Origin of the sequence: Rhizobium sp. Leaf262 (assembly GCF_001422245.1) — a bacterium.
Lineage (GTDB): Bacteria > Pseudomonadota > Alphaproteobacteria > Rhizobiales > Rhizobiaceae > Agrobacterium.
Map to the genome: position 1 here is coordinate 275,116 of NZ_LMMM01000021.1, position 16,845 is coordinate 291,960.

The window sequence follows — 16,845 nt, forward strand, 5'->3', positions numbered from 1 at the left end:
GGATTACGTTTGCGGCGAGGGCTTCCGCATTGTTCACCCCTTGAACGTATAAGCCTCAATCGTTTCAGGCTTCATCTCGATCGAGAAACCCGCCATTTTCGGTGGCATATAGGCGGCATCGCGGATGTCGCATGGCTCGATGAAATGCTCGTGCAGATGGTCGACATATTCGATCACGCGGCCTTCCTTGGTGCCGGATACGGCCAGATAATCGATCATCGACAGATGCTGCACATATTCGCAGAGCCCGACGCCACCGGCATGCGGCCAGACGGGCAGGCCGTATTTCGCGGCGATCAGCAGCACGGCCAACACTTCATTGAGACCGCCCATGCGGCAGCTATCGATCTGCACCACGTCAATCGCACCTTCGGCGATGAACTGCTTGAACATGATCCGGTTCTGGCACATTTCACCCGTCGCAACCTTGACCGAACCAATCGCCTTGCGGATTTTGCGGTGGCCGGCAATGTCATCCGGGCTGGTCGGCTCTTCGATGAAGAAGGGCTTAGCGAAGGCGAGCTTGTTGACCCACTCGATGGCCTGATCGACCTCCCAGACTTGGTTGGCATCGATCATCAGATAACGATCGGGGCCAATGACCTCACGGGCGATGGTCAGGCGACGAATATCGTCTTCGAGATCACGCCCCACCTTCATCTTCACATGGTTGAAACCGGCATCGATGGCTTCCTGGCACAAACGGCGCAGCTTCTCATCGCCGTACCCCAGCCAGCCAGCGGACGTCGTATAGCAGGCATAACCCTCGTTTTTGAGGATATCGATGCGCTCTGTCTTGCCGCTCTCGGCCTTTTTGAGGATCGCTAGCGCCTCGTCGCGTGTCAGAACATCGGTGAGATAACGGTAATCGACGATATCGGCGATCTGCTCCGGGCTCATCTCGGCCACCAGTTGCCACATCGGCTTGCCCGCCTGTTTCGCCAGCAAATCCCACACGGCATTGACGACGGCACCGGTCGCGAGGTGCATCGCGCCCTTATCCGGCCCGATCCAGCGAAGCTGGCTATCGCTTGTCAAATGACGCCAGTATTTGCCCGGATTTTCCAGCACCGTGGAAAGATCGGTACCAACGACCAGATGCCGCATCGCTTTGATGGCCATGCAGCAAATGTCGTTGCCACGCCCAATGGTGAAGGTCAGGCCATGGCCTTTCAATGCCGCGTCATCGGTATCGAGAATAACGTAAGCCGCCGAATAATCCGGGTCCGGGTTCATCGCATCCGAGCCATCGAGGCTCTGGGATGTGGGAAAACGCAGATCGAAAACGCGCAGGTCTGTGATTTTGGTCATGGCCGTTTACTCGCGGTCAGAGGTCATAAATTCGTTTCGTCAAGCGTGGTCGAAAGGCTCACGCCACTTCGACCATGCCCTTGATGACACCAGCCTTGGGATTGGTGAGATCGGCAAAGCGGGATGGAACATCGGCAAGCACCATGCGGTGGGTAATCAGTGCTTCCGGCACTTTGCCAGCGCGCTGCGCTTCCAACACCGCCCGGAAATCCTCGAGCGTCGCATTGCGACTTCCCAGCAGCGTGGTTTCGCGCTTGTGGAACTCAGGATCGTTGAAACTGATGTCGCTGGCAACGATGGAGACGAGAACGTAAGAGCCGCCGTGGCCGACGAAGGAAAAGCCACGCTCCATCGCTTTCGGATTGCCCGTGGCATCGAACACTACGTCAAAGAAATCACCGCCGGTGATCTCCGAAAGCCTGTCCTTGTCACCCTCACCGAGTTGCACGATGTTAGAGACACCTAGCTGGTCCTTGCAGAAGTCCAGCCGGTCTTCTCGGCTGTCGATCATCGTCACCACGCCGCCATTTAGAACCGCAAAGACGGCAACCGCCATGCCAATGGGACCAGCACCGACGATCAGCACCTGCTGACCTTTTCCCACCGACGCGCGACGCACTGCATGGGCGCCAATGGCCAGAAATTCCGTCATAGCCGCCTGATCGAGAGTGAGACCATCCGCCTTCAGCACGAATTGCTGGGGAACGCTGAGATATTCCACCATGCCGCCATCGCGATGAACACCGAGGACGCCGATGTTGCGGCAGCAATTGCTCTTGCCCTTCAAGCAGGCATTGCACTTGCCGCAGGAGATATAGGGAATGATGGTGACGACATCACCCTTGGCCAAACCGCTGCCTTCAGGTGACTCTTCGACCGTGCCTGACAATTCGTGGCCCATGATGCGCGGATAGGAAAGATATGGCTGGTTGCCGGTGAAAATGTGCAAATCCGTACCGCAGACACCGATACGGCGAATGCGCACCAGAACCTCGCCCTCGGCGCGATGTGGCTTTGGCAATTCCTTTGCGGAAAGAAGCCCCGGTTTATCACAAAAAATCGCCAGCATGGATCACCTGTCAGAAAGAGAATAAAAACGCACGGCATTGCCGCCAAAAATGGCTTCGTGATGGGGAGCGGGGATGATTTCGCGGCAGAAATCGAGCCACTGCTGATAATCGCCCGCCAAGCGCAGAACTGGCCAGTCGCTGCCGAAGATCACACGGTCCGGCCCAAAGAGTTCAAGAATGGTTTCGGCGTAGGGTCGCACCGACTCCGGCTTCTGCTCGCCGCGTTCCGTCAACAGGCCGGAAAGTTTGCAATGAACATTGCGCAGTTCTGCCAGTGCCGCCATGTCCCCACGCCAGGCGCTATAATGGCCTGTGGCAATCAATGGCTTTGCGCCATGGTCGATGACGATGGGAAGGGCAGGATAGCGCTTCGCAAATGTGACGAGATGCGGTAGATGCGGCGGTAGAACCAGCGCATCGAAGACAAGACCATGGTCGATCAAGGCCGCCACGGCAGGTTCGAGCGCCGGATCATCGATCCAGCCGATATCCGCGATATCCTGCAACATGGGTCGCACAGCCTTGAAGGCGGGGTGGGCAGCGCGGCGGGCGATCTGCGCAGGCGCATCCGCTGCTTTCATATCCACCCAACCGACGACGCCTTTGATGAAACCATGCTGATCCGCGAGTCCCAGCATGAAATCGGTATCAGCAGCCGTCTCCATCGTCTGCACCAGCACCGTTCCGCTCACACCGGCCTTTTCCAGCAAAGGTAAGAGATCATCCGGCAAGAAATCCCGATAGATCGCACCCAGGGAAGGCGGCGGCCACTGACCGGCGCGGTCTTCCAAAAGCCAGAAATGCTGATGAGCGTCGATGATCATGGTTACACCTTGGCCCGCGGCACCGGTGCGCCCTCGGCAAGCAAGCCACGCACTTCCAGCTCAGACCAGAACTCGGCCGGAATATCCTGCTCGAACCAAACGATGTTGGAAGAAAGCTGTTCTGCATTGCGCGCGCCGGAAACCACCGTCACGCAGGCCGGGTGGGCAAGGGGAAATTGCAATGCGGCGGCCTGCAAGGAGACATCCAGCTCTTCGCAGACACTATGCAGCGAATCCACCCTAGCCAGAATGTCCGGCGGCGCATCCGCGTAGTTGAATTTGCGATTGCCGGCGAGAATTCCGGAATTGAACGCACCAGCAGCGACGATAGCGACGCCGCGCTTTGCGCAATTGTTCATGAAATCCAGGCTTTCCTGCTCCAGCAGCGTATAGCGCCCGGCAAGCATGGCGACATCGATGTCGAAAATCTCCATCGTGTCACGCACGACTTCCCATTCATTCACGCCAAGACCAACCGCGCCGGTCGATCCCTCATCCCGCAGCTTTGCGAGCGCCTTGAAGCCACCACCGGTGGTCAGTTGCTCCCAATAATGCTGGTGCTCGTCCCCATGGGTCACAGGGCCAATATCATGGATGTAGAGAATATCCGGCTTCAGAATGCCGAGCCGCTGCTGGCTGGCCTCGAAGGACCGCAAAATGCCGTCATGGGAATAATCGTAGACTGGACGGAAGGGCAGGGGTGCGACATAGGCGTCCTCTTCCGGCCCGACCGATTCGTCCGGCACCATGACGCGACCGACCTTGGTACTGAGCGTATAATCGGCGCGCTCATGCTCCGTGACCATGGTTCCAAGCCGCCGTTCCGAGCGCGTGTAACCGTAAAAAGGAGCCGTGTCGAAATAACGGATGCCGTGTTTCCAGGCCGTATCGAAAGCGCCCTTGGATTCCTCGTAGGGCGTCACGCGATAGAGATTTCCCATCTGGGCACAGCCGAGACCCATCAGGGTGACCTCTACGTCGCGACGGGGCAGCTTGCGTGTATCGGAGACTTTCATTGCGGCACTTTCGAGAACTGGATCTTAATAGTTGAAATTTTGGGACGTCATCTTGACGCGATGCTCGGGGCAAGCCCGGGCATCGCGTCTGGTAGAATCTAGTAAAGAACGTTCTTTGCTTCCGGCTTGTCGATATTGTCCTTGGTCACCACGACCACACCCGTATCGACGAACTTCTCAACCTTTTCCTTGGCGATCAGCTTGGAAACGGTCTGAACACCGAGTTCGCCCATCTGGTAGGAACCCTGCACAACGATGCCAGCCAGCGTGCCATCCTTGACGAAGTTCTGGAGATCCTGATTGCCGTCGAAGCCAATGGCCACGACCTTGCCAGCCTTGCCGGATTGAGCCAATGCGCGGCCAACACCAATCGCCGTCGGCTCATTGGCGCCGAAAATGCCCTTGAGGTCGGAATTGGCGGCAAGAACGTCGGTGGTCTGGTTCAGCGCCGTTGCCATCTGCGACTGCGAATAATAGGGGCCGACGATCTGGAGCTTGGAATTGGCCTTGATGTAATCGGTGAAACCACCGACGCGACCGATTTCCGAGCCTGCACCGGCGACATAGGACATGACGGCGATCTTGCCTTCCTTGCCGACCTTGTCGATCAGCGCCTGCGCAGCCAGTTCACCGGCCTTCTTGTTATCGGTCGCCAGGAAAGACTGGTAATATTGCTCGGCACCCTTGGCCAGCTGCGAGTCGACGATTACAACGGGAATGCGTGCTTCCCAGGCTTTCTTGACGGCGGGGACCAGCGCGTCAGGATCGGACGGTGCCAGAACAATACCGGATACCTTACGGTTGACCGCATTTTCCACCATGTTGACCTGATCGGCGATGGCCGATTCCGACGCCGGACCCTGGAAGGTCATGGTATTGCCGGTCGACGTCTTGATTGCCGCATCCGCACCTTTCTGGACGTTCTGCCAGAAGGTTGAGTTGACTGTCTTGACGATGACGGCGATTTCGCCTGCCTGAACCGTCGAGACACTCCACAAGGCGATGACCGAGGTCAAAAGGGCAGTGGTCAATTTTTTCATGTTTTCCTCCATTGTGCCGACACGCGATATCTCCTCTTCGCCATGCCGGTAACCCGCGGAAAGGGTCCGCACCCTATTGAAAGCTTTACATTCCGATCAGCGGCGATTGCGCAGCTGATCGATCCAGACGGTGCCCAGAATGACCAGGCCGATAATGATCTGCTGGGTAAAGGCAGATACGCCGTTCATGTTGAGACCATTGCGCAGGATGCCGATGACGAAGGCCCCGATGGCTGTGCCGGAAATCGTACCAACGCCACCGATGAGCGACGTGCCGCCGATGACGGCACTGGCTATGGCATCCAGCTCGTACATCACACCTTCATTCGGCTGCGCCGTGACCAGCCGCGACATCAACACGCAACCGGTCAGGCCCGCCAGCGTGCCCGACAGGATATAGGTAAAATTCGTCACACGGGCGACATTAACCCCCGAAAGGCGGGCCGCCTCCGCATTGGAGCCGACCGCATAGATGTGCCTGCCCAGAACCGAGCGGTTGAGCATGAAGGACACGGCAATCGCAATCACGATCATCAGGATGACCGGATAGGGAATGCCCGGAAAGACCACATTCGGGAACCCGTCATCGCCAATGGTGACGATGCGAAACAGTGCGCCGTTGCCCAGTTCACCGAAGGATTCGCCAAGACCGGAAACGGCACGCGCACCGGTGATCTGCAAGGCGACGCCGCGCGCGATCAACATCATGCCAAGTGTGGCAATAAAGGGCGGAAGCTTGAAGCGCGTCACCAACAGCCCGTTGATGAGGCCGCATAGAGACCCGGTCAGAATTCCGAGGAACATGCCGATGGGCACCGGCATGCCGAGTTCCTTCACCGCAAGCGCTGCGACCACACCAGCCAGCGCCAGCACCGAGCCCACCGAAAGATCGATGCCGCCGGTGATGATAACGCAGGTCGCGCCGATGCCCAAAAGGGCAATCGACGTAACCTGAAGCGCAATCGTCATGGCATTGTTGACGGTGAAAAAGGCGCTGCTGGTAGCGGAAAATACCATTGTCAGCACAACCAGACTGCCCAGTGCCGCGAATTTCTGGATGATGTCCTTCTGCCGGTCGCTGAAGGTGAAGCCTTTTGACGGCGATACGTTATCTGACATGTCTATCCCCGCTGCTATAGCCGGAGGCATAGCGCATGATTTCTTCCTGTGTGGTCTTGGCCGTCTCTACGATGCCTGTGATCGTCCCCTCGTGAAACACGGCGATGCGATCGGTGAGCCCCAGCACTTCGGGCAATTCGGAACTGATGAGGATGACGCCGATGCCTCTGGCGGCCAGCTCATCCATGATTTTGTAGATGGCAAATTTCGCGCCGACATCGATGCCGCGGGTGGGCTCGTCGAAAAACAGGACCCTTGACTGACGAAACAGCCATTTGCCGATGATGATCTTCTGCTGATTACCACCCGACAGCAGACGCACCGTCTGCTTTATCGATGGCGTACGAATGTTCAGCAGTTCGACATAGCGCCGTGCCACGTCGTCATGTTTCTTGAAGTCGATGAGACCGAAACGGTTGGAGACTTCGTCCATGTTCGCCAATGACGTATTGGCCGCGACCGACATCTTGAGCGCAAGCCCATCACTCTTGCGATCTTCCGAGAGGTAGGCGATGCCCTGTGCAATCGCGTCCTGTGGCGAGGCGATGGACAGCTGGCGACCCTCGAATGTGATGGTGCCCGAATCAAAAGCATCGGCACCGAAGATCGCCCGTGCCACCTCCGTGCGTCCGGCGCCCATAAGCCCCGCAAAGCCGAGAATCTCTCCGCGCCGCAGCTGGAAACTCACATCATGGAAAACACCGTTCCGGCTCAAGCCTTCGACGGCGAAAATCACCTCGTCCGTCGGTTTCGATGTCCGCTCTGGAAACTTTTCTTCGAGAGAACGACCGACCATGCGCGTAACGATGTCATCAACGGTAATGTCTTTGAAATTATCGGTCGAAATATATCGCCCGTCGCGCAACACCGTCACGCGGTCGACGATCTCGGCCATTTCGTCGAGCCGGTGGGAAATATAGACGATGCCGACCCCTGAGGCCTTGAGGTCACGGATGACCTTGAAAAGAAGCCGGGTCTCCTGTTCGGTCAGGGACGATGTGGGTTCGTCCATGATCAGGACTTCTGCATCGAGCGAAAGCGCCTTGGCGATTTCCACCATCTGGCACTGGGCAACCGACAAACCGCGAACTAGGCGATTGGGATCGAGGTCGATCCCAAGCCGGTCGAGACACCGTTTCGCGTCGGCGGCCAGCTTCCTGCGGTCGACGAGGAAACCGCGTCTTGGTTCTCTGGCAAGATAGATGTTCTCGGCAACACTCAAATGCGGGACGAGATTGAGTTCCTGGTGGATGATGGCAATACCCGCCGCTTCGGATTCGAGCGGCGACGCATATTGCACGGTTTGCCCCTTGTGAAGGATGGTGCCACTGGTCGGCTGATAAACGCCGCTGACGATCTTCATCAGGGTCGATTTACCCGCACCATTTTCTCCACACACGGCATGAACTTCGCCGGAGCGCAGATCGAACTGCACATCGCTCAGGGCTTTGACGCCCGGGAATTCCTTGCTGATGTGATCCAGCCGCAGCAGAATGCGGCCATGCTCGCGCACCGGTCCGGTGGCGGCAGCGTCGTTCATAACCGGCGCACCTGGCGACATCGTCTTCCTCCCGAAAGCGCCTTAACTCCACCCAAGGCGCTGCGACAGACGGAATGGTTAGGCCGCATTCCACCCTTGGTCAAGCCAATTGTCGATCACATAATAAAAAAGATATCGCTACTATGAAGCTTCACTCCTAAAAAACACCTGAAAGACTATTAAATTCAATAGAATAAACATTATCTTGCTTCGCCGTTGCTCTGAGAGTACGGTAAGGCCAAATTTCTGGAATTGTGAAAGACGATAGATCGCGCCATGAATGGTCAGGCCAAAATTGCCGAGCCCCGCAGGCTTTATCAACAGATCGCGGATCAGATACGCGAACTGATCGAGAATGGCGAGTTTCAGGCGGGAGCGCGGTTGCCTGCGGAGCGAGAGCTTGCGCAGAAACTCGGCGTCTCACGTCCTTCCCTTCGCGAGGCTCTCATTGCGCTCGAAATCGATGGAAGCGTCGAAATCCGCATGGGTTCTGGCGTTTACGTATCCACCGAACCCGCGCAGCCTGCCAGCCGCACAAAATCCCTCGGTGAAAGCCCGTCGGAACTGATGCAGGCCAGGGCGGCGCTGGAAGGTACGACGATCCTGCTGTCCGCCAGTCGAATAGCGCCAGAAGCGCTTGTGGCTCTGCGAGACACTCTCGACGCCATGCGGGTGGAAATCGACGCCGGGCGAAAGCCGCTCGATCAGGATCGCCAGTTCCACGTTCTCATTGCCGAGCAATCCGGCAACAGCGTTCTGTCGCGGCTCGTGGGCGATCTCTTCGATGAGCGCCACAGTCCTATTTCGGCGCAGTTTCGCGTGAAGTTCGAAGACAAGGACACATGGATTTTCGCCTTGCAGGAGCACGAGGCCATTCTGGCTGCGCTCGAGGCGAAAGACCCGCTGCTGGCGCAGGCCGCCATGCATCGGCATCTTGACAGTTCCAGACGCCGCTGGGTTGAAAACTAGATCGGCAAGACAGGCATTCGCGAGGAGGAGACCGCGTGACAGAGAATATCGAAGCCACCATCGTACTGAACGCGCGCGACAATGTTGCCGTGGCGCGTCGCTCCATTCAACCCGGAGGCTCGACAGGGCGGGGCGACCTCAAGGCCGCAGAACTGATCGGGAGAGGGCACAAGGTCGCGCTGACCACCATTCGCAGCGGCGATGAGGTGCTGAAATACGGACAGGTGATCGGCATCGCGACGCAGGACATCGAAGCGGGACGTCACGTTCATCTCCACAATCTCGCGATGGTCCCGTCCGAACATGCGCATCAGTTCAGTGTCGATATCGAGGAAAAGGACATGGTGCCGGTGTCGGAACGGCGCACCTTCATGGGCTTTGATCGTGGTGCCGGCGGCATCGGAACCCGCAACTATATCGGCGTCATTGCATCGGTGAACTGTTCCGCCACCGTGTCGCGTTACATCGCCGATTATTTCAACAAGCAGGGCGGTCTTGCCGAGTTCGACAATGTCGATGGCGTCGTTGCGCTGACCCACGGCGGTGGCTGCGCGCTCAACACCAAGTCGGAAGGCTACCGCCTGCTGATCCGCACCATCCAGGGCTACGCCCGGCATCCGAATTTTGGCGGAATATTGCTGATCGGTCTTGGCTGCGAGACGAACCAGATCGCTCCCATCCTTGAACATTACAAGATGGAGGAGGGTGACCGCCTGCGCACAATGACGATCCAGCAGCATGGCGGCACGCGCAAAACCATCGAGGCGGCTATCGCCAACATCAAAGAGATGTTGCCGGGCGTCAACGCGGCCAAGCGAACGCAACAGCCTCTCTCTGGTCTGAAAGTGGCGCTGGAATGCGGTGGATCGGATGGTTATTCCGGCATTTCCGCCAACCCTGCATTGGGCTACGCATCTGACCTCATCGTTCGCAATGGCGGCACCACAGTGCTGTCGGAAACCCCGGAAATCTACGGCGCGGAACATTTGCTGACGCGCCGCGCAGTAACCCCCGCGGTTGCGGAAAAGCTTCTGCAACGCATCGATTGGTGGCGCGACTACACTGCCCGAAATGGCGACGAGTTGAACAACAACCCGTCCCACGGCAACAAGCTGGGTGGCCTCACCACCATTCTGGAAAAATCCCTGGGTGCCGTGGCCAAAGGCGGATCGATGCCGCTGAAGGCCGTCTATGAATTCGCGGAAACCGTCACCGAGCCCGGCTTCGTCTTCATGGACACACCCGGATACGATCCAGTTGCCGTGACAGGTCAGGTCGCGGGTGGCTGCAATGTCATCTGTTTTACCACCGGACGCGGCTCCGTATCCGGCTTCAAACCTTCGCCCTGCATCAAGATTGCCACCAATTCCGAAATGTTCGAACACATGAAGGAGGACATGGACATCAACTGTGGCGAAATCGTCACCGGCAATGAAACCATCGAGGAATCCGGCAAACGAATCTTCGAACACATCATCGCCGTTGCCTCCGGCGATAAGACGGTGAGCGAAATCTATGACTACGGCGACAATGAATTCGTACCATGGCAGGTCGGCGCCGTAACCTGAGCGACTGTCTCACGTGAAACATTTCAGCTCGCCCCCCCCATTGGAGAGGGCGAGCGACAACATCAGTGCCTGAAGTGGCGCATACCTGTGAAGACCATCGCCACATCATGGGCATTGGCAGCGTCGATCACATCCTGGTCGCGCATCGAACCGCCCGGCTGAATAACCGCAGTTGCGCCAGCAGCAATGGCGGCCAGCAATCCGTCTGCAAAGGGATAGAAAGCCTCCGACGCCACGGCGGAACCCTTGGTCAATGGCTCGGACAGACCCATCGCCTTTGCCGCATCTTCAGCCTTTTGCGCTGCGATACGTGCCGAATCGATGCGGCTCATCTGACCGGCGCCGATACCAGCCGTCTGGCCGTTCTTGGCATAGATGACCGCATTGGATTTAACATGCTTGGCGATCTTGAACGCAAACTTCATGTCTTCAAGCTCTTGCGGCGTCGGCGCGCGACGGGTGACGACCTTAAGTTCGAGATCTTCCACCATGCCATTGTCACGGCTCTGCACCAGAAGTCCGCCTGATACAGTCTTTGCCGTAAGGCCCGGAGCACGCGCATCCGGCAGACCACCAGCCGAGAGAAGACGCAGGTTCGGCTTGCGCGCCACGATCTGCTTGGCTTCCTCGGTTATATCGGGCGCGATGATGACTTCTGTAAACAGCTGAATAATTTCCTCGGCCGTCTCGGCATCAAGCGTCTGATTGAGCGCAATGACGCCACCGAAAGCCGACACAGGATCACATGCCAGCGCCCGCTTATAGGCATCGAGCAATGTCTTTCCCGTAGCGACGCCGCAGGGATTGGCATGCTTGATGATTGCCACCGCAGGTGCATTCTCCGGCAGGAATTCGGCCACCAGTTCATAGGCCGCGTCCGTGTCGTTGATATTGTTGTAGGAAAGCTGCTTGCCCTGCAGAAGAGTGGCTGTCGCCACGCCGGGACGCTTGTCGCCGGTCAGATAGAAACCCGCGCTCTGATGCGGATTTTCACCGTAACGCATCTTTTCTTTCAACACCCCGCCAATGGCGCGGTAATGCGGTGTCTCGATGGAGAGCGCTTCGGTGAACCAGTTCGAGATCATCGCGTCGTAGGCTGCGGTCCGCGCATAGGCTTTTGCAGCAAATTTCTGTCGCAGGGCGTAACTTGTCTGGCCGTCATCGGCCTGCAGCGCTTCCAGCAATTCCGGGTAGTCGCTTGGATCAGTGATAACGGTGACGTAAGCATGGTTCTTGGCAGAAGCGCGGATCATGGCCGGACCCCCGATATCGATATTCTCGACCGTCGTGGGATAATCGCCGCCTTTGGCACGCACGTCTTCGAACGGGTAGAGATTGATGATCGAGAGATCGATGGCTTCGATGCCATGCGCATTCATGGCTTCGACATGGTCCGCATCATCCCGGATCGCCAAAAGGCCACCGTGGACGTTGGGGTGCAGCGTTTTGACGCGACCGTCCATGATTTCCGGAAACTTGGTGATGTCGGAAACATCCGTCACAGGCAGTCCGGCATCGGCAATCGCCTTGGACGTTCCGCCCGTCGACAGAAGCTTGACGCCCAGCTTCACCAAAGCACCGGCAAGCTCGATGATATCGGTCTTGTCGGAGACCGAAAGAAGCGCAGTGCGAATCTTGACCTTGTCGGGCGCGGGAATTTTCTTGGAAACGACAGCCATGGGACTACTCCGTCAAGCGTGGAGGAAGGGCCGGAAACCGATCGTTCCGGCGGTTGCCGCCGCGTTAGCACAGCTTTGCAGATTAATAAACAGAGGCAGCGCCGTGAGTTGGCCCCGTTAAACGTTTTCCGACCTCACGATGGCCGTTACAGCTTTCGTTCGATCAGCCAGCGAATATCCGTGGCATCGTGAACTGCAAAGACGATTTCGATCTGCTGTGAGGGACGAATGCCAGACGCGTCGGCCATAAAAACATCGTCGGCGATGCGAACCGTTTGGCCGGGCGCAGAAAATGTCCAGCTCGTTCCGTCACCTGCCCGCATCAAAACCGTTTCCTCATCCTCATCAAACAGCTCAATGGAGGGGTGAATGTGAAAACGGGAAACAGCCTCGAGTGGCATAGACGATTTCCTGCTCTCCTTATCCGTAAGACGCAGAAGATCACGCCCCTTTATCTTCGTGCCAGCCGCATTCAGCTCCAGCTCACGCTCGTGAATATAGCCGAATTCCTTCAGATATCCGTCATGCGCCGCGATCAGTACGTCCGCACCTTTTTGATCCGTCTCGCGTTTCACCTCGACCTCACCGATACCGGCGACCATGATAGGCCCGAGCAGGCGCGAGCGAGACAGCCGCGACGATGAGGTGTCGCCGATGGTGACGGTGGAATGGGCTGCAGTTGACCGGCTTGCGCGCTTGAAGTCGGCGGCGGCATAGGAGGGAAATCCGGAATTGACGATGAAGCGGTTGCGGACCGATGAAAATTCAAAGGAAAGGCAACCGCAATGCGCGCCGCGCGACAATTCCATAGACTGCGGCATACCGGTATCCACGATGACCACCGTATCGTCGGACGACAGGCGCTGATAACCGATATCAGACAGCGCCCGGGAAGGGCGTCCGGACGTTTCGTCATACCGAAGCACGGATGCCAGCTCATTGGCTAGCGTCGCTGTTGATCCATTAAACAGCGCCAGATCTCCGTCCTGATGACGGAAAAAGCGAATGGCGGGAAACATACGGTCGATTGCTGGCACCAGTCCGGGCGGAACGTCGTGACCCAGATTGATATAGCTCTGCCGCAGCGGCAAAAGATCCAGCAACAGTTCCAGCATGACCCGCGGGTTGCGAGACACATGCCCGCCATCCGGAAGAATCTGGCGCTCAAGCTCCCGATCCAGCTTCATGCCGACACGGGCGATGCGGGTGGGACGGTTGGGCAGTGAAATCGAAGCCACCGCCAGGGCAATACGAATTTTAAGCCGCGTTTCCCCGTCTGCGGCGTATTTGCCAATCAGGCTAAGGTAAGCAACCTGCACCCCGAGGCTCTTGAGAAACCGGCGATAAAAGCCCGCATCTGCATTTTGCAGGATAATGGGAGAGTGCGACAGCCAGGCGATCAATCGCTGAGCCGTCGTTTCCGGCGCCCAGGCTGTGCCACCGATTTTTCGGCCGTAAAGCGCGATCCAGTCCGAGACCAGAATGCGCGCGCGGGTGCAGGCCTCATCAGACTTGCTGGCCCTGACATGCCGCAACCAACTAAAGGCATGCAGCCGTTCCTCGAATGCGGCAGATGGCATTTCCAGCGAGAACGGCGATCCCCTACCGCATTCCAGAATACGTCCCGCCAGAGCAATACGACCATGAACGAGTTCCTGCGCAATATAGGGATCGACAGCACGCAGATCGGTGGGTGCAGCAACCAGGCCGCTTGGCGCACGATCGGCCAGTTTCGATATTTTGAGGCGCAGAGGTGCCACACCGATCATGATCTGGTTTCGAAGGGTGCGTAAAAAAAGCCCCACAGAACGGACGCTGCTGTTCAGGGATCTCACCAAACTCTTGTTTCCCGCCTGCGCGACGATTGATGATGAATGGCAGAATGAAGGATGCTGGATAGCTGACAAGTCACTCAATGTTTCACGAAAAACTTCATAAGATGTAAATGATCCCATTATGCGAAGGGCGTTTTAGCCAAAGCAGGGCAACGGTTGTTCAGCCATGCCGGAAGAACTCAAGGCACGCCAAAACAAAGATGGAGGATAGTCCGTCTGCTAGGTCCTGCGAAGCGTCACGGCATAAAAGCCATCGACACCGCCGAACATATCGGGCGTGGTACGCAGATCGCCATTTGCATCTATGGCGGCCTCCAGACCAGGAAATGCCGCAGAAGAAACGGGAACACGCTTGAGCGTGGGTTCGCTTTTCAGAACCTTCGCCACCATCTCCTCGCCTTCGGAAGGGTCGAGCGAGCAGTTGGAAAAGACCACGATGCCGCCGGGCTTTACCAGAGTGATGGCATGACGCAACATCTGTTCCTGTAAGGCAGCAAGCTTGGCGATATCTCGCTCATCCTTGGTCCAGCAAACGTCAGGATGCTTGCGCAACGTGCCTGTCGAGGAGCAGGGCGCATCCAGAAGCACGGCGTCGAAGAGGTCATCCGGGTGGAATTTCAACATGTTGCTTTCGACCGTTTCTGCCTCAAGCTTCAGCCGCTTCAGATTATCACGCAGCCGTTTCAATCGATTGCCGGATTGGTCGAGCGCGGTGACCGCGGCACCACTCAATATCAACTGGGCCGTCTTGCCGCCGGGAGCAGCGCAAAGATCTGCGACGCGCTTGCCCGTGAGATCGCCCATGAGGCGAACCGGCATGCTGGCAGAGAAGTCCTGCACCCACCATTCGCCTTCGTCGAAGCCCTCCAGCGCAGAGACCGCCCCCTCAAACGAAGCCAGCCGCACGCTTCCGTTGGGCATGACAGTGCCGTTCAGCGTCTTTGCCCAGCGTTCGGGATCGGACTTGACAGTGATATCGATGGAGGACGGAATGAGCTGCGCTTCCGCCATACGTTTTGCTGCTGTCTCACCATAAACTGTCGCGAGACGGGCATAGAACCATTCCGGCAAAACCGGGATGCCGCTGATGGCCTGCAATACGCTTTCCTTCTCACGTCCCAGCCGCCGTAGAACGGCATTGACCAGTTTCACGAAGCGTTTGTTGCGGGGATCGCGGTGGGCCTGTTCGACGGCAAGGTCGACGGCGGAGTGATCGGGAACATCGAGATACAGCATCTGCGTCGCACCAACGACAAATACGTGGTGCAGCGAGCGGGCGCCTTGCGGAAGCGGTCCATCGAGCAACATGCCGAGAGCCGCCTCGATGCGGGGCAGATGACGCAGCGCGGTATTGACGATGGCGCGCACGAGGGAACGGTCGGCAACCGTCAGTGCACGATAGGCCGGATTGCCGTTCTCCGCATCCATCATGCCATCCAGCGATGTCTTTTTGTCCAGAACCGCGGAAAGAATTTTTACCGCAGCCACACGTGAGCCGAGCCCCGGCTTCCATTCTTCTCCCGATGAGGACATGTCATGATTTCCACCAGACCGTTTGGATTTTGAAAATTTTGCCGGTTTGGCGGAGGAATTCGCTGTCAAGACCAGGGCCCTTTACGATCGTTTTGATCATTGCGTCCTGTACCCGTGTTGGGAACGGAACGTGATTTGCGCACGGGCTTAGCATTTGTGGACGAGTAGGTCGATGGCTGTGCGAAGCCGCCGGACATGGCTTGCAACGCCGCAATGCGGTTTTCCGTATTAGGATGCGTAGAAAACAGATTGTCCATTCGCTCACCTGAAAGGGGATTGATGATGAACATATGCGCCGTTGCCGGGTTGCGTTCCGCATCGTCATTGTGGATTTGGCGCGCGGCACCGGAAATCTTCTGCAAAGCGGATGCGAGCCAAAGGGGATTGCCGCAAATTTCCGCGCCGCGACGATCCGCCGAATATTCACGCGTCCGGCTGATCGCCATCTGAACGAGCATGGCTGCGAAGGGAGCAACGACCATCGCGACGATCACGCCGATAAAGCCCAACGGATTGTTGTTTTCCCGATTGCCGCCGAAAAACAGCGCAAAGTTACCCAGCATGGATACCGCACCCGCGAGTGTCGCAGTGATCGTCATCGTCAGAGTATCGCGGTTCTGGATATGTGCCAACTCATGCGCCATGACACCAGCCACTTCCTGAGGCGTCAACTGCTCCATCAGGCCAGTAGAGGCGGCCACGGCCGCATTTTGCGGATTGCGGCCCGTCGCGAATGCATTGGGCTGAGGGCTGTCGTAGACATAGACCTTCGGCATTGGAAGGCCGGCATTGTGAGACAGATCGCGAATCATGGCAAAGAAATCAGGCGCGTTGTGCTCATCTACTTCCTGTGCATGATAAGCTTTGAGAACCATCTTGTCCGAATTCCAATAGGAAAACAGGTTCATGCCCGCAGCGATGAGAAATGCGATCATCATACCGCCCGTTCCACCGATCAGGAATCCGACACCCATGAACAACGCGGTCATGAACGCCAACAACATGGCCGTGCGCATCAGGTTCATTCAAAAATCTCCGTTTCAAGGTGAAATCGCTTATCAAGCCGTTTCGACTTCTATAATCTGGTTACGAAGAAACGCATTTCAATATGCCGTCATGAGGCAAGGAGATCATGCAAAACGCTGATAACGACAATAGCGGCGAGGAACGCAAGACGCTTTCACCTGCGGCACAGCGCGCCCTTCAGGAAGCGGAAGACCGCCGTAAGCGAGCTCAGGAGCTTGAACTGCCGCCGGAAACGGGTGGTAGGGGAGGCGCAGAGCCCGTGCGCTTCGGCGATTACGAAATCAAAGGCCGGGCAATCGACTTTTGATCGACCCC

At 57.3% G+C, this 16,845-nt stretch carries 14 protein-coding genes; 3 read left to right on the forward strand and 11 right to left on the reverse strand.

Annotated features, from left to right (window positions below; translation table 11 throughout):
* Window positions 1-33: 33 nt before the first annotated feature.
* The 7 genes from ASF29_RS23340 to ASF29_RS23370 all read right to left on the reverse strand — a co-directional run bounded on the left by ASF29_RS23340 (window position 34) and on the right by ASF29_RS23370 (window position 7,920).
* A complete protein-coding gene (locus tag ASF29_RS23340) occupies window positions 34-1,311 on the reverse strand; it encodes an L-fuconate dehydratase (protein ID WP_062453055.1) in 1,278 nt (425 codons plus the stop codon).
* Window positions 1,312-1,369: 58 nt separating this feature from the next.
* Window positions 1,370-2,380 carry a zinc-binding alcohol dehydrogenase family protein gene (locus ASF29_RS23345; RefSeq protein ID WP_062453056.1) on the reverse strand — a complete coding sequence of 337 codons (1,011 nt, stop codon included), beginning with the start codon at window positions 2,378-2,380 and terminating at the stop codon, window positions 1,370-1,372.
* Between the two features lie 3 nt (window positions 2,381-2,383).
* Window positions 2,384-3,205 (reverse strand): amidohydrolase, encoded by an 822-nt coding sequence (locus ASF29_RS23350; protein ID WP_062453057.1) that lies wholly within the window; start codon window positions 3,203-3,205, stop codon window positions 2,384-2,386.
* A 2-nt stretch (window positions 3,206-3,207) separates the two neighbouring features.
* Entirely contained in the window at window positions 3,208-4,221 is a 1,014-nt protein-coding gene (locus ASF29_RS23355; RefSeq protein WP_062453058.1) for an aldo/keto reductase, read from the reverse strand.
* A gap of 98 nt (window positions 4,222-4,319) precedes the next feature.
* Window positions 4,320-5,261: an ABC transporter substrate-binding protein gene (locus ASF29_RS23360; protein WP_062453154.1), complete on the reverse strand. Its 942-nt coding sequence runs from the start codon at window positions 5,259-5,261 to the stop codon at window positions 4,320-4,322.
* A gap of 96 nt (window positions 5,262-5,357) precedes the next feature.
* Complete coding sequence (locus ASF29_RS23365) at window positions 5,358-6,380, reverse strand: ABC transporter permease (protein WP_062453059.1); 1,023 nt, start codon at window positions 6,378-6,380, stop codon at window positions 5,358-5,360.
* Window positions 6,370-7,920, reverse strand: a complete 1,551-nt coding sequence (locus ASF29_RS23370; RefSeq protein WP_062453155.1) for a sugar ABC transporter ATP-binding protein — start codon at window positions 7,918-7,920, stop codon at window positions 6,370-6,372. Before ASF29_RS23370 ends, ASF29_RS23365 begins: the two co-directional genes overlap by 11 nt.
* Window positions 7,921-8,196: 276 nt before the next feature.
* Between ASF29_RS23370 and ASF29_RS23375 the strand changes: the two genes are divergently transcribed.
* Both ASF29_RS23375 and ASF29_RS23380 read left to right on the forward strand, forming a co-directional pair.
* Window positions 8,197-8,889: a FadR/GntR family transcriptional regulator gene (locus ASF29_RS23375; protein ID WP_062453060.1), complete on the forward strand. Its 693-nt coding sequence runs from the start codon at window positions 8,197-8,199 to the stop codon at window positions 8,887-8,889.
* A gap of 35 nt (window positions 8,890-8,924) precedes the next feature.
* On the forward strand, window positions 8,925-10,457 hold the full coding sequence (locus tag ASF29_RS23380; RefSeq protein WP_062453061.1) for an altronate dehydratase family protein: 1,533 nt from the start codon (window positions 8,925-8,927) through the stop codon (window positions 10,455-10,457).
* A 62-nt stretch (window positions 10,458-10,519) separates the two neighbouring features.
* Here the strand turns inward: ASF29_RS23380 and purH are convergent, their stop codons facing one another.
* From purH to htpX, 4 genes are all read right to left on the reverse strand, one after another.
* On the reverse strand, window positions 10,520-12,136 hold the full coding sequence (purH, locus tag ASF29_RS23385) for a bifunctional phosphoribosylaminoimidazolecarboxamide formyltransferase/IMP cyclohydrolase (protein WP_062453062.1): 1,617 nt from the start codon (window positions 12,134-12,136) through the stop codon (window positions 10,520-10,522).
* A gap of 146 nt (window positions 12,137-12,282) precedes the next feature.
* Complete coding sequence (locus ASF29_RS23390; protein ID WP_062453063.1) at window positions 12,283-13,905, reverse strand: heparinase II/III family protein; 1,623 nt, start codon at window positions 13,903-13,905, stop codon at window positions 12,283-12,285.
* A 285-nt stretch (window positions 13,906-14,190) separates the two neighbouring features.
* Window positions 14,191-15,504 (reverse strand): RsmB/NOP family class I SAM-dependent RNA methyltransferase, encoded by a 1,314-nt coding sequence (locus tag ASF29_RS23395; RefSeq protein ID WP_082453719.1) that lies wholly within the window; start codon window positions 15,502-15,504, stop codon window positions 14,191-14,193.
* Between the two features lie 65 nt (window positions 15,505-15,569).
* Complete coding sequence (gene htpX, locus ASF29_RS23400) at window positions 15,570-16,529, reverse strand: zinc metalloprotease HtpX (RefSeq protein ID WP_062453065.1); 960 nt, start codon at window positions 16,527-16,529, stop codon at window positions 15,570-15,572.
* Window positions 16,530-16,636: 107 nt separating this feature from the next.
* On the opposite strand from htpX, the gene ASF29_RS23405 reads away from it, so the two are divergent.
* Window positions 16,637-16,837: a DUF1674 domain-containing protein gene (locus ASF29_RS23405; RefSeq protein WP_062453066.1), complete on the forward strand. Its 201-nt coding sequence runs from the start codon at window positions 16,637-16,639 to the stop codon at window positions 16,835-16,837.
* Window positions 16,838-16,845: the final 8 nt, after the last annotated feature.

Coding starts and splice junctions, on each gene's coding strand:
- ASF29_RS23340 (WP_062453055.1), bottom strand. CDS start 1,311: ATGACCAAAATCACAGACCTGCGCGTTTTCGATCTGCGTTTTCCCACA.
- ASF29_RS23345 (WP_062453056.1), bottom strand. CDS start 2,380: ATGCTGGCGATTTTTTGTGATAAACCGGGGCTTCTTTCCGCAAAGGAA.
- ASF29_RS23350 (WP_062453057.1), bottom strand. CDS start 3,205: ATGATCATCGACGCTCATCAGCATTTCTGGCTTTTGGAAGACCGCGCC.
- ASF29_RS23355 (WP_062453058.1), bottom strand. CDS start 4,221: ATGAAAGTCTCCGATACACGCAAGCTGCCCCGTCGCGACGTAGAGGTC.
- ASF29_RS23360 (WP_062453154.1), bottom strand. CDS start 5,261: ATGAAAAAATTGACCACTGCCCTTTTGACCTCGGTCATCGCCTTGTGG.
- ASF29_RS23365 (WP_062453059.1), bottom strand. CDS start 6,380: ATGTCAGATAACGTATCGCCGTCAAAAGGCTTCACCTTCAGCGACCGG.
- ASF29_RS23370 (WP_062453155.1), bottom strand. CDS start 7,920: ATGAACGACGCTGCCGCCACCGGACCGGTGCGCGAGCATGGCCGCATT.
- ASF29_RS23375 (WP_062453060.1), top strand. CDS start 8,197: ATGAATGGTCAGGCCAAAATTGCCGAGCCCCGCAGGCTTTATCAACAG.
- purH (WP_062453062.1), bottom strand. CDS start 12,136: ATGGCTGTCGTTTCCAAGAAAATTCCCGCGCCCGACAAGGTCAAGATT.
- ASF29_RS23390 (WP_062453063.1), bottom strand. CDS start 13,905: ATGATCGGTGTGGCACCTCTGCGCCTCAAAATATCGAAACTGGCCGAT.
- ASF29_RS23395 (WP_082453719.1), bottom strand. CDS start 15,504: ATGTCCTCATCGGGAGAAGAATGGAAGCCGGGGCTCGGCTCACGTGTG.
- htpX (WP_062453065.1), bottom strand. CDS start 16,529: ATGAACCTGATGCGCACGGCCATGTTGTTGGCGTTCATGACCGCGTTG.
- ASF29_RS23405 (WP_062453066.1), top strand. CDS start 16,637: ATGCAAAACGCTGATAACGACAATAGCGGCGAGGAACGCAAGACGCTT.